The 12,980-nt window shown below is 50.4% G+C and carries 13 protein-coding genes; 4 read left to right on the top strand and 9 right to left on the bottom strand.

What is annotated here, in order from left to right; genetic code table 11:
* The first annotated feature begins 63 nt into the window (after positions 1 to 63).
* Positions 64 to 1,503, top strand: coding sequence for a methyl-accepting chemotaxis protein (locus tag L2712_RS15905; protein WP_088904068.1), 1,440 nt, complete (start codon positions 64 to 66; stop codon positions 1,501 to 1,503).
* 119 nt (positions 1,504 to 1,622) lie between these two features.
* Here L2712_RS15905 and L2712_RS15900 read toward each other — a convergent pair whose 3' ends face one another.
* The 5 genes from L2712_RS15900 to L2712_RS15880 all read right to left on the bottom strand — a co-directional run bounded on the left by L2712_RS15900 (position 1,623) and on the right by L2712_RS15880 (position 6,826).
* A complete protein-coding gene (locus L2712_RS15900) occupies positions 1,623 to 3,164 on the bottom strand; it encodes an AbgT family transporter (RefSeq protein WP_428848624.1) in 1,542 nt (513 codons plus the stop codon).
* A 175-nt stretch (positions 3,165 to 3,339) separates the two neighbouring features.
* Positions 3,340 to 4,188, bottom strand: a complete 849-nt coding sequence (gene kdsA, locus L2712_RS15895; protein ID WP_033537351.1) for a 3-deoxy-8-phosphooctulonate synthase — start codon at positions 4,186 to 4,188, stop codon at positions 3,340 to 3,342.
* A gap of 73 nt (positions 4,189 to 4,261) precedes the next feature.
* Positions 4,262 to 5,515, bottom strand: a complete 1,254-nt coding sequence (locus L2712_RS15890; RefSeq protein WP_248978347.1) for a DUF819 family protein — start codon at positions 5,513 to 5,515, stop codon at positions 4,262 to 4,264.
* 136 nt (positions 5,516 to 5,651) lie between these two features.
* A complete protein-coding gene (locus L2712_RS15885; protein WP_088904066.1) occupies positions 5,652 to 6,440 on the bottom strand; it encodes a transglutaminase family protein in 789 nt (262 codons plus the stop codon).
* Positions 6,440 to 6,826, bottom strand: a complete 387-nt coding sequence (locus L2712_RS15880; protein ID WP_033537348.1) for a SirB2 family protein — start codon at positions 6,824 to 6,826, stop codon at positions 6,440 to 6,442. Before L2712_RS15880 ends, L2712_RS15885 begins: the two co-directional genes overlap by 1 nt.
* A 121-nt stretch (positions 6,827 to 6,947) precedes the next feature.
* On the opposite strand from L2712_RS15880, the gene L2712_RS15875 reads away from it, so the two are divergent.
* Entirely contained in the window at positions 6,948 to 7,373 is a 426-nt protein-coding gene (locus L2712_RS15875) for a GNAT family N-acetyltransferase (RefSeq protein ID WP_248978346.1), read from the top strand.
* A gap of 77 nt (positions 7,374 to 7,450) precedes the next feature.
* Here L2712_RS15875 and L2712_RS15870 read toward each other — a convergent pair whose 3' ends face one another.
* The 4 genes from L2712_RS15870 to hemA form a co-directional block, all read right to left on the bottom strand.
* Positions 7,451 to 7,693 carry a hypothetical protein gene (locus L2712_RS15870; RefSeq protein WP_248978345.1) on the bottom strand — a complete coding sequence of 81 codons (243 nt, stop codon included), beginning with the start codon at positions 7,691 to 7,693 and terminating at the stop codon, positions 7,451 to 7,453.
* Positions 7,694 to 7,878: 185 nt separating this feature from the next.
* Positions 7,879 to 8,721 (bottom strand): peptide chain release factor N(5)-glutamine methyltransferase, encoded by an 843-nt coding sequence (prmC, locus tag L2712_RS15865; protein ID WP_248978344.1) that lies wholly within the window; start codon positions 8,719 to 8,721, stop codon positions 7,879 to 7,881.
* Positions 8,722 to 8,759: 38 nt separating this feature from the next.
* Positions 8,760 to 9,845, bottom strand: coding sequence for a peptide chain release factor 1 (gene prfA, locus L2712_RS15860; protein WP_033537344.1), 1,086 nt, complete (start codon positions 9,843 to 9,845; stop codon positions 8,760 to 8,762).
* Positions 9,846 to 9,858: 13 nt separating this feature from the next.
* On the bottom strand, positions 9,859 to 11,109 hold the full coding sequence (gene hemA, locus L2712_RS15855) for a glutamyl-tRNA reductase (RefSeq protein ID WP_033537343.1): 1,251 nt from the start codon (positions 11,107 to 11,109) through the stop codon (positions 9,859 to 9,861).
* A 370-nt stretch (positions 11,110 to 11,479) separates the two neighbouring features.
* Here hemA and lolB point away from each other — a divergent pair, with 370 nt between their 5' ends.
* Together lolB and ispE are read left to right on the top strand one after the other, a co-directional pair.
* Complete coding sequence (gene lolB / locus L2712_RS15850) at positions 11,480 to 12,085, top strand: lipoprotein insertase outer membrane protein LolB (protein ID WP_248978343.1); 606 nt, start codon at positions 11,480 to 11,482, stop codon at positions 12,083 to 12,085.
* Positions 12,075 to 12,929 carry a 4-(cytidine 5'-diphospho)-2-C-methyl-D-erythritol kinase gene (gene ispE / locus L2712_RS15845; protein WP_248978342.1) on the top strand — a complete coding sequence of 285 codons (855 nt, stop codon included), beginning with the start codon at positions 12,075 to 12,077 and terminating at the stop codon, positions 12,927 to 12,929. Before lolB ends, ispE begins: the two co-directional genes overlap by 11 nt.
* Positions 12,930 to 12,980 lie beyond the last annotated feature (51 nt).

The raw sequence follows: 12,980 nt of genomic DNA, 5'->3' as shown, positions 1-12,980 counted from the left end.
GTTGCCCTATTTTGTTCTACTATTGCCTAAGGCCTCAGCCTTAGTTTAAGACGGAAAAAAACTATGAGAGAAGTGAATTTTCGCACCATAGATAAACTCTTCATCAAGATGTCTATCAACGATAAATTTTGGGTCATTGGTACGCTGTTTTTCATCGCCATCACCTTTTTAGGCGTCAACCGCTATCAGGAGAGTATCGACAAGATAGAGCAGGCGTCCGTCATGGCCCTCGAAGGTGAGCTCACGGGTATGATACGAGCCCTTGAGGCCAGCGGCCAAACGGACAAATTTGCCAGCCTCAATATTCAATCCAGCGGACAAGCGAAATCTAGCCGCAACCAAGACAGTGTCACCGCAGTGGTTCGCAGCAGCGCCGGACAAAATCTGTCTCTGACACAGAATGTCGCCAGTCAGGAGCGCGAGGCCAAGCAATCGGCACTATACAGCCTGCTGCTCACCTATCTCTGGCTAATCCCCTTCTCTATTCTGCTCTACTGGAACGCGACCTTTATTGGCGGCGCACTCTGGGTGCTGTGGACGACCACTAAGAATATCGCCAAGGGCGATCTCACCTCTCGCCTAGGCTTTCACCCTGGTCGCGATGAGTTTGGCACCATAGGTTGCGCCCTGGATAATGCCATGGACACCCTCACCGAGCTTGTGGTCACGGTGAAAGAAAATGCCGAGACCCTGCATGCCACCGCCAGCTCTTTTGCAGCGGAAAATCAGGAGAGCGAGCGTCAGATCGAGCAGCAATACCAATCACTCGACTCGGTAGCGACCGCCATGGAGGAGATGACGGCCTCTGCTGGTGAAGTCTCTAACATCTCCAATAGCTCGGTAGAAAAAGTGGAGCAGAACTCACAATCAGTCCGCCAAAGCTATGAGCGCGTGCAGCGCGCCATTAAGGATATCGAGCAGCTCTCAGGCTTTATCGAGCAGACCTCCGACTCGGTCAGCACCCTGAAGATCAACGCCACGAAGATTAATGAGGTGATCACCACCATCAACGCCATCTCAGAGCAGACTAACCTGTTGGCGCTCAACGCTGCCATTGAGGCGGCCCGCGCAGGTGAAATGGGCCGCGGCTTCGCCGTTGTCGCTGACGAGGTAAGAACCCTGGCCAGCCGCACTCAGTCTGCCACGGTAGAAATCCAGGCGATGATTGAGAATCTGCAGCAGGAAACCAATAACATAGACAACATCACCCAGCGCACCGTTAAGCAGGCCGAATCCAGTCAATCGTTGATCACTGAAATAGGCACAGATGTCAGCTCCATTAACGAATCATCGCAATCGGTTATCGATATGAGCTTCCAGATCGCCGCATCTTCCGAAGAGCAGAGCGCAGTGGCTAACGACATCGCCTCAGAACTGAGTGAAATTAGGCAGCAGGCCAATGTTATTAAAGAGCTGGCAAACCAATCATCAATTGGCGTAAGTCAGCTGTCCCAAGCCTCTGAGAGTCTGGGTAAAATCCTCGCACGTTACCAAACCGCCTGAACAAAAGGTAAGGTATAAAAAATGGCCGCCATGCTAACCCAGGGCGGCCATTTTTAATGCTCAGGTTTAAAGCCTGTATCAGCCGCTTTTAAGAGAGACTGTGACACTTAGGCTGTAAATTAATAGATATAACTTGCCCCTAAGCCAAGTGGGATCCCCAGCGACCAATAGAGCAGCAACCAAGCACTCCAGATAGTGAGCAAGGCCAAGCTGAATGGCAGCATCATAGAGATTAAGGTCCCTATGCCAATCCCTTTAACGTAGCGCTGGCAGTAGACCACCACCAAGGGGAAATATGGCATCAAAGGGGTAATAATGTTCGAGCTAGAGTCACCAACGCGATAGGCAGCCTGGGATAAGTCAGGGCTAATATTCAACTGCATCAACATGGGGACAAGTACCGGACCAATTAGCGCCCACTTGGCAGATGATGAGCCGACAAAAAGGTTCACGAAGCCGACCAAGATAATCATACCCACTATGGTAACTTCAGCCGAAAGGTTCATCGCCTTTAGCGCGCCAGCACCCTCTACGGCAATAAGCGCCCCAAGATTTGAGGCAGAAAAAGCAGCCACAAACTGGGCGCAGAAAAACGCCATCACGATATAGTGCGCCATACCGCTCATGGACTTTGACATTGCCTGCACTACATCAGCTGAGCTGCTAAATGTCTTAGTCAAGTAACCAAACACGACCCCTGGTAAGACGAAGAAGAGAAAGATCAGCGGCACGATCGATTGCATCAAAGGCGCACTAAAACTGGTCAATGAGCCATTAGCGTCCCTAAGAGTCGATGTTTCCGACAGGGTCAGAGAAAAGAAACCAGCAATGGCAAGCAACATCACCACAGTGGCAATACGAAAAGCTTTCAATTCTGTTGCCGTGGTTTGCTCCATAGCAGGAATATCCACCTGCTCCCGCGCCACCTTATGGGTGCGGTTTAACCTAGGCTCAAGCACCTTATCGGTGAGATACCAGATCAACAAAGTGATGGGAATACAAGAAGAAGCGGCAAAGAACCAGTTATTCAGCGGGTTGATTCGTATATCCGGATCGACGATTTGCGCTGCCGATTGGGTAAAGCTCTGTAGTAGAGGGTCTATGCCTGAGGGAATAAAGTTAGCGCAAAAACCGCCTGATACGCCGGCAAATGCCGCCGCAATTCCCGCTAACGGGTGTCGCCCAACGGTAAAGAAAATCACCCCGGCCAAGGGAATCACAACCACATACCCGGCATCTGTCGCGGTATGAGAAATAATCCCCACCAATACCACCGCAGGCGTAAGCAATTTGGCTGGCGTGACTTTCAACATCTGTTTCAGCGCGGTATTGATATAACCAGAATGTTCTGCAACACCGACACCCAGCATGGCGACCAGGACAACCCCCAAGGGAGCAAAGGCGGTAAAGGTCGATACCATGGAGGTTAGAAAGTGAGTAAGTGCTTCACCACTGAGCAAATTGCTCACCTGAATTGGCTCATTAGAGCGAGGGTCTATCGCCTCGAAGCTCACACCGGATAACAGCCAGGAAAGGCCCCACACGGTAAAGAGCAACATCAGAAACAGCATCGCTGGATCTGGTAACTTGTTGCCCACACGTTCAATGCCATCCAATGCCCTTCCCAGCATGCCTGGCGCTTTATCATTACTTGCCATCATTCTACCCTTCTGATTTATAACGCCGATTTTTTAACTAATCGGCTTTCTTAATATAGCAACAGGATACAAACTGAGGCTGTAATCAACCTTAAATCACAGACAGAAAAAAGCCCCACTCAATGAGCGAGGCTTTCGATGCAGCAACTTTTACTTGCTGGTGTCTATTTGCTGGTGACTACTTGCTAGTGTCAATCGGTGCGAAAGATTTCACCAAATCATCAATAGCCTTCATCTGAGTGAGATAATTTTCAAGCTGATGCAGTGGCAATGCACAAGGGCCATCACACTTAGCATTGTCAGGATCGGGATGGGCTTCGATAAACAGACCGGCCAAGCCAAGTGCCATACCGCTACGGGCCAGCTCTGTCGCCTGTGCGCGACGACCACCTGCGCTGTCGGAACGTCCACCAGGACGCTGCAGTGCATGAGTCGCATCGAAGATCACTGGGTAACCCGACTGCTTCATCTCGTCCATACCCAGCATATCGACAACCAGGTTGTTATAGCCAAAACAAGAACCGCGCTCACACAGGATGATCTCATCATTGCCCGCTTCATTGAACTTAGTGATGATGTGGCGCATCTCATGTGGGGCCAAAAATTGCGGCTTCTTCACATTGATGATGGCGCCGGTCTTAGCCATCGCCACCACGAGATCGGTTTGGCGCGCCAGGAAGGCAGGCAGCTGGATAATATCCACTACCTCGGCCACAGGCTGGCACTGATGTGTCTCGTGAACATCAGTGATCAAGGGGAGGTTAAAGGTATCTTTAATCTCCTGAAAGATCTTCAATCCCTCTTCCATGCCGGGACCACGGTAAGAGTTAACCGACGAGCGGTTAGCCTTGTCGAATGAGGCCTTAAACACATAAGGGATCCCCAGCTTCTGAGTAACTTCCGCATAGGTCTCTGCAATCTGCATGGCCAGGTCGCGAGACTCGAGCACATTCATGCCGCCAAACAAAACAAACGGCTTATCGTTTGCAATTTCAATGCTACCTAACTTTATGGTCTTATTACTCATTGCTACTTCTCTCTTAAGTTGCCGGGCCATACCCGGCATGAATCAACTGAATCTTATCGGGCGGATCACCTGATTATAGCGCGACCACCTGTAATATTTGCCCACATAACCACGCCATATAAGTGCCTACAGCATAGCCTAATACCGCCAGGAGTACACCGACCGGGGCCAGCGCCGGATGGAAGGCTGCGGCGACAACAGGTGCCGAAGCGGCGCCGCCCACGTTAGCCTGGCTACCCACCGCCATGTAAAACAGCGGCGCGCGAATCAACTTGGCCACCAGCAACATAAAGCTAGCATGCACTACCATCCAGATAATCCCGATGGCGAAATACCAAAGGTTGGCCGGATCAAACAACTTAAATACATCCATATGCAGACCGATTGTAGCCACCAGAATGTACAGGAAGGCCGAGGCGACCTTGGAGGCACCAGCAGCTTCCAAGTGACGCACTGGCGTGAAAGACATGGCCAAGCCAATGGTGGTAACGGTAACGATCAACCAGAAGAATTTAGAGGTCAGGCTGTAGTCACGCGTCCAAGGATAATTTGCTTCAAAGAAGGGCCCGAGAAAATCGGCGATCATATGGGCAAGACCGGTAATACCAAAGCCTACGGCCACAATCATCATAAGGTCTCTCAGGCTGGGAATACGCGCGTTTTCGGCGTGATACTTTTCAACCTTCTGCTTGAGTGTCTCGATAGCACGAGTATCGGCGCCTGTCCTGGCATCGATCTCTTTGGCCTTTGAGGCCATAAACAGCAGTACTGCCATCCAGATATTGGCGACAATCACATCCACTGTCACCATGATAGAGAAGATGCTGCCGCCCGCCTCATAGATCTCCTTCATCGCCGCCTGGTTGGCGCCGCCGCCAATCCAGCTACCGGCCAGCGTGGTCATACCGCGCCAAACCGCTTCGGGTCCGCTAACACCCAGCACCTCAGGGTTGATAGTCGAAATGATCAGCAGCGCGATAGGCCCACCGATCACTATGCCTACGGTACCGGTCAGGAACATCACTATCGCCTTAGGCCCCAGGCTTAAGATCGCCTTGAGATCGACACTTAAGATCAACAGTACCAAACAGGCGGGTAACAGATAACGGGAGGCCACGTAATAAAGATTAGAGGTATCACCGTCGAGTATATTGAATGAATTCAGTAACGAGGGAAGAAAATAACAAAGCAGTAAGGCGGGGATAAATCGGTAAAACTTAACCCAAAAAGGATGTTGGCTACTGTTGGTGTAAAATACGAAGCCTAAAATAATCGCCAGTAGCCCCAGGCCCGTGGCGTCATTGGTCACTAATGCGGTACTACTCATTTCATCTCCCTTAGTATTTATTATTCTGTATTCGTTATTTATTGTTGTAGTTATATGGGTGGCCGCGGCATCACAGTGGGGATGCGGGCTTTATCTTTTGCCCCGCGAGAGGCCTTCCTGGCCTCGACGCTAAGGGTTAATGATAGACCTCAACCTCATCGTTGAGCTCTTTTAATTGTAACTTGACCAGTTCGGTCACAGGATCGTGAGGGCTATTGTCGACAAAGTGTCTCAGATCCGCCGCCGCGACACTGATACAGCCTAGCTGCTGGGCGATAAAGGCCCTTTCACGATTCAGGTTTAAATCATCTTTATGCCACTGTAACAGCAAATTACAGCACTCCATCGCACTCTCAAACTGACTGGCCAATATGGCACCGGCTTTCAGTTCATGGAGCATACGCGACAGCAGGCGCTTTAGGCTCGCAGCCTTCAAATAGCGCGGCTTAAATGGCGCGCCATTGCCCAGCTCTCCACGTACCAATACATGCAGCTGGTGACGCGTAAGGGATTTACCGGTCAAAGGATCGATATAACGCACCACATCATCCAAACGACAAGCCAGCACAGTCGTGCCAGGCAATAGCAGAGGTTGCAATACCAGATCCAGCTGTTTACCCAGCAGCATCAGCACTGTCGCCAGTGTGGTACTGTTACCCTGACGCGTGGTAATACAGGTCGCCAGATCGGCCGCTTCGATACTGAAGTAAGAATCTCGGGCGCAAAAGCCCAGGTCCTGATAAAACCAGTTCAGCAGCGCATCCAGACGTGCCTCTCTGTCCACCAGGTAATGGCTTAACACTGAACCAGCCAATTCATACCAAGCCCACTTAGCGGCTTCCTTATCGGAAAACCCTAAGTGAGTAGAGATGTCAAACGCACTCTCAGGCAAGGAGAGTTCATCTTTTAGGATCGGATTTGTCATTAGCTCATTAATATTGCTTGTTTAAACATCGCTAGCTTAGCGGCGTACATCACCCAAGCCAGAGCGCCTAAGGCGGCAAAAGTCTTGAAAAGTTTGTTGCGATTTGCCTTCATCGCTATGGTTGCCAGGAAGATATAGGCAAAGACGGCACCGATCTTCTCGGTTAACCAGGCATCCTGAAACGGATACTGCTTAATGATGAAACATAAAGCTAAGCCAGATAGGAGCAAGAAGGTATCGATAACATGGGGGGCTATCTTAACAAATTTCTTCTCCATAATGGCAGATTGCTTAAGATGCAGCGCAAAACGTACAATAAAAAACAGCACGCTCACGGCAATTAAGGTGAGGTGAATATGCTTAATAGCTGGGTATAAACTGTCCATTGTCTCTTCTTTAGTGGCTCGCAAAGGCGCTAGTGTACCCGATCAAAGGCCGAGGCACCAATATCGTACTGAGATTATCTAAGTTAAATGGACACAATCATTTTCAATAAGAGAAGGCATTTTGAAAACACTACAGGACACTCGTTTAATACATGATGACTCGGCCGAATTCGCCGAGACGGTTAAACAGAAAATCGCTGAATTTAACTGGCAACATTGGGAGGTTAGCGAGCGCTTACCGCTAGGTTTAAAGCTGGAAAATGAGGCTGGAGAGCTGATAGCCGGTCTATCGGCGCGCACCTTCGGCAACTGGCTAATGATAGATAACTTCTGGGTCAGCGAAGCGCTAAGAGGAAAAGCTATTGGCAGCAAGATGTTGGCCGAAGCCGAGCGCATTGCCAAAGAACGAGGCTGTGTCTATGCCATACTCGACACCCTAAACTTTCAGGCTAAGCCTTTCTATGAGGCCAGAGGCTATCGACTCGAATGGACGCAAAAGGCCTATCCGGCAACGGGCTGTAAGTATTTTATGACCAAGACTCTCTAGTAGATTGAGCATCAGGGCTGTGGTGTTGATTTCAGGTACTTCAAGCCATTGCCCCCTGTTGACCTGCTGCGCTGCAATTACTGCTCTTGAGCTTCCTTTAACGCCTTGGCACGTTTATCAGCCTCCTCCTGCATCATGGTGTTCATCTCCTTCTCGAAGTCGGCTATCTCCTCGGGCCGCGTCGGCACCTTAGGGCCCGCGCCTTGGGTTGTCTCCAAAGCCGCCTCAGTCTGCTCGCTGAGCTGTGGTTGCTTGCCAAGTTGCTGATAATACAATAAACCAAGGATCAACAAGGCCAGTAACATAACGATCATCTTCATGCAGTTCTCCTCACGACGTCACGGCGATTGTCCCCGCCGCTGCCTTTTTACTTGCTAAATTATGGCCTACCGACTGCGCCGATAACAAGCTAGATGAAAACTCAACTATTTTTCCTAAGGCAAAAACAGAAACGCCACGGGGTAAACCCATGGCGCTTGTGATTTGGACTTAGGACACTCAACGGCTATCTTGGCCAGCGACCCAAGGTGCACCTGTCGTTACTGCCAAAATCTCGCACCGTCGACACCGCCTCATAACCCAGCTCGATCATCTTATCACGCACAGTGATCGCCTGGCCGAAGCCATGCTCAAGCAGCAGATAACCGCCTGGTGCCAAATAATCCCGGGCGGCCGTGGCAATGTGGAACAGATCCGCATAGCCATGTTCCCCCGCCGTCAGGGCGCTGTGGGGTTCAAACCTCACATCCCCTTGAGACAGATGCTCATCTTCCTCATCGATATAGGGCGGATTGGAGACGATCAGGTTGAAGTCATAGTGAGTAATGGCGTCAAACCAATCACTCTGCAGCACCTCAACCTGAGGCAGCTTAAGATTGTCCCGGTTCGCTTTGGCAAGCACCACGGCTTCGAGCACCTTATCGACCGCGGTGATCTGCCAGTTACTGCGCTCAAAGGCCAGCGACAAAGCGATGGCCCCGGTGCCCGTGCCCAAATCCAACACTTTGGCGTTATCGGCCAGCGGCAGGTTAAGGGCGGTTTCAACCAAGATCTCGGTATCTGGGCGCGGGATCAACGTGGTGGGATTGACCATGAAGGGCAAGGACCAAAACTCACGCTCTCCGACGATATGTGCGATAGGGGTTCCCAGCAGACGACGCGCGACCATCTGCTTATATTCGGTGACCTGCTCGCTGGTCAGGCGTTCGTCTGGCCAGGTATAGAGATGAGCGCGCTGCTTATGAATAACATGCAGCAACATCACCTCAGCATCGAGCTTGGCACTGTCAGACACATCCTGTAGTCGAGTCGAGGCCCACTCAAGGGCCTGTGCTAACGTTTGAAACAAAGAATTTCCTTAATTACCCAGCGGCAATGCAAGCAGGATTAGCCTTCGGAAAGGGCTGCTAACATGTCGGCTTGGTTTTCCTGCATCAAGGGGCCTAGGATGGCATCGAGATCCCCTTCCATTACCTCGTTGAGGCGATAAAGGGTCAGGTTGATTCTGTGCTCACTCACACGTCCTTGAGGGAAGTTATAGGTACGCACACGCTCTGAACGGTCACCACTGGCCACCAAGTTACGGCGAGTCGATTCCTCTTCACTGCGGCGTTTCTCATCTTCGACAGCTTGAATACGGGCCGCCAAGACGCTCATGGCCTGGGCGCGGTTTTTATGCTGTGAACGTTGATCCTGACATTCTACGACTATGCCCGAAGGAATATGGGTAATACGAATAGCAGAATCTGTCTTGTTAACGTGCTGACCACCGGCGCCCGAGGCGCGGAAGGTATCGACCTTCAGATCAGCAGGATTGATCTCAATCGCTTCGGCTTCTGGGATCTCAGGCATCACGACTACGGTACAGGCAGAGGTATGTACGCGACCTTGAGATTCTGTTTCTGGTACACGCTGCACGCGATGTCCGCCAGACTCAAACTTGAGCTTACCGTAAACACCGTCGCCAGAGACTTTGACGATAATCTCTTTAAAGCCGCCATGTTCGCCTTCATTGGCGTTCATGATCTCCATCTGCCAACGATTTGCTTCACAGTAACGGCTGTACATGCGGAAAAGGTCGCCCGCAAAGATTGCCGCCTCGTCACCACCGGCACCGGCACGGATCTCAAGGAAGGCGTTGTTATCATCTTTAGGGTCTTTAGGCAGCAAGAGGATCTGCAGTTCACTTTCCAAGGTCTCCAGAGTCGCCTTGGCTTCTTTGATCTCTTCCTGAGCCATCTCTTTCATATCAGCGTCATCTTCGGCAAGCATCTCTTGCGCTGAGGCGAGGTTCTCTTCGGCCTGACGATAAGCTTGAAAGCTTTTGACGACATCTTCGAGTTGAGCATACTCTTTGGACAGAGCGCGAAAACGCTCCTGATCGGCGATGATTTCCGCATCACTCAGCAGCGCCAAAACTTCTTCATTACGCTCAAGCAAGCCTTCGAGCTTGCGAATAACACTGTCCTTCATTACAACGCTAACCTTAGTCTTTATCTAGTCCGAGCGCTGCTCTTAATTGTCCAATGGTATTGAGGTCACCACGGCGACTCGCCTGGGTGAGCGCTTGGGTCGGCGCGTGGATCAACTTATTGGTTAACTTATTCGCCAGTTCCAGTATTAGCTGTTCGCTATCACCACCCTGGGCCAATTTATTGATTGCTCGCTCAACCAACTCATCTTTGATCGCCATACTCTGGCTTCGGTATTCACGAATGCTATCGACCGACTCTAACGATCGAATCCATTCCATGAATTGATGAGATTCCTCTTCAACAATTAATTCAGCTTTCTCGGCCGCCTCACGTCTGGAGGCCATATTCTGTTCAATGATGCTTTGCAGATCGTCAACCGTGTATAAGAAGGCATCGTCCAGATCGGCAACTTCGGCCTCGATATCTCTAGGAACTGCTATATCAACCAATAACATAGGTTGATGACGACGCTGCTTAAGCGCTTTTTCTACCATGCCTTTACCCAGTATAGGTAATGGGCTGGCGGTAGAGGATATCACGATATCGGCCTTAGGGAGAAAATCTGGTATCTGTTCGAGCGTAATTGCTGTGGCGCCGAACTCTTCGCACATAGCCTCGGCGCGAGAAATGGTGCGGTTAGCGACTATCATAGAATCGACACCATTGTCTTTTAGATGACGTGCGACCAGCTCTATGGTCTCACCGGCGCCAATCAGCAGCACCTTAGTGGCACTGAGCGCCGAAAAGATATGTTTAGCCATGCTCACTGCCGCAAAGGCAACGGAAACCGCCGCAGCACCGATTTCAGTCTCGGTGCGCACCTTCTTAGCAACCGAGAAGGTATTTTGAAACAATCTGTCCATGGTCACAGCCACTGTGCCAGCCTCTTTGGCTTTCACAAACGACTGTTTAACCTGACCTAAGATCTGCGGCTCGCCCAGAATGAGCGAATCCAGGCCGGCAGAGACACGCATCAGATGTTGTACCACTTCCTGCCCCTGATACTTGTACAGGCATGGCAAGACATCATCGTGGGATAATTGATGATAAGATTCCAGCCAACTGATCACATCCGCCTCATCACCCGTGTTGCAATAGAGTTCGGTGCGATTACAGGTAGAAACGATCACCGCCTCACCTGTCTTTGTCCGACTGGCAAGACTCTTCATTGCTTCATGAATTTTATCAGGCGCAAACGCTACCTTTTCACGTAGGTCTACAGTGGCTGTTTTATGATTAATACCGATTGCTACAAGGCTCATCTGACTCTTTCTGGTCTCTAGGGTCTGTTAATCTTGGGAGTTTATGACTACTGGGGTACTCGCCCGAAATCATCTCACTTAATGGCAGTCATTCTACGCAATTGAATCAACTAAAAACAGAATACGCTTAACAAAACCGAACAATAATCTGGCTTGTCACAACTTTTTTCTATTAAACCTGCAGGCTTAAATCAAGTTCGCGGTCCACTCTGGAAAATTAGCCATTGCTAACCCTAGCCTAGGCTGGCAGGAAATTTAACGATTAGTCATTGGTATTTAATGTCAGCCCTCGTATCATAGGCACCAGTCATTTTAGCAATAGACGAATAATTTGAACTACTTCACAAAAATATCGATAAGCGGTGTAGTCTTGGTCCTGTTGGCACTCTCAGGTTGTGCTTCCCGTCAGCCAACTAGTCTTCTCCCTACCCAATTAGAACATGCCAGTCAGGCCCATGCCTGGGAACTACAAGGTAAGTTGGCCGTTCGTACTCCAGACGACAAATTCAGCACAAACCTTTACTGGTTTCACACTCAATCCAATGACGAGCTTACCCTGACGACTATGTTAGGCACCACGGTAATGACACTTACCAAGCGTCCAAACCAGGCAACCTTAGCCCTCGACGGCAAGGTCTATCAGGATACCGAAGCGGAGCGCTTGCTCAAGCGTCTCACAGGCTGGTCTATCCCCGTCGACACGCTACCTCTGTGGATCACCGGCCAGATCTCGCCCCAAGATGAGGTGATCACCTTTGATGCGCAAGGCCGCCCACAAGAAGTGCTTAACCACACAGACAATACCCCTTGGCAGGTCAGCTTTAACAGCTGGCAGCAACAAAGCGGCGCAGACGTACCCAGATTATTAACGTTACAACGAGATGAGATTCGTCTGAAACTGCAAGTTAATCAATGGCAAGCTCTAACACCGCACAGCATAACCGACGCGCAATCGGAATCGACAGATGACAAATAACCTCTCTAAGGGCTGGCCGGCGCCAGCTAAACTCAACCTGTTTCTTCACGTCAACGGTCGCCGTCCTGATGGCTACCATGAACTGCAAACCCTGTTTCAGTTTATTGACTACTGCGACTATCTGGATTTTGCCATCAATGAGCAAGGAACCCTTACTCTCCATTCTGAGATGGAAGCAGTTGTCGCAAATAGCGATAACTTAATTCTAAAAGCTGCAAAATCACTGCAGGAGTATACAGGTACTCCCCTCGGCGCCGAAATCTGGCTGGATAAAAAACTGCCTATGGGCGGCGGTATTGGCGGCGGTTCTTCCGATGCGGCCACCACACTGGTCGCCTTGAACCATCTGTGGCAGACTCAATTATCACAGGATGAACTGGCACAGATAGGCCTGTCTCTTGGCGCTGATGTCCCTGTTTTTATTAATGGTTTAGCGGCATTTGCCGAAGGGGTCGGGGAAAAGCTAATCCCAGTCGACGCCCCTGAAAATTGGTACCTGATCCTGACGCCTGATGTACACGTTTCCACCGCCGAGGTGTTTAACGATCCGCAACTCCCAAGGGATACGCCTAAGTTGTCGATGGACGATTTAATGAGCAGTGATTGGCACAACGATTGCCAACAGAGGGTCGCCGAGCAATACCCCCAAGTTGCCAAAGCATTGGCGTGGCTGATAGAATATGCGCCGTCCAGAATGACGGGAACCGGTGCTTGTGTATTCGGTATCTTTGACACTCGCCAGCAAGCAGAGCAGGTCTTTGCCCAGTTGCCGGCGGAATTGCGCGGTTTTATCGCCAAAGGGACAAATAAATCACCATTAGTGCTGAGATTAGAGCAGCGCTAAGATCATGCGGGATAAGCCATTTATCCCGGTCATTACAATGAAGCATACGCC

Origin of the sequence: Shewanella marisflavi (assembly GCF_023283925.1) — a bacterium.
In the GTDB taxonomy this organism is placed as follows: Bacteria; Pseudomonadota; Gammaproteobacteria; order Enterobacterales; family Shewanellaceae; genus Shewanella; species Shewanella marisflavi.
The sequence above is the reverse complement of the archived record's forward strand: the minus strand, read 5'-3'. Positions and strand labels throughout refer to the sequence as shown.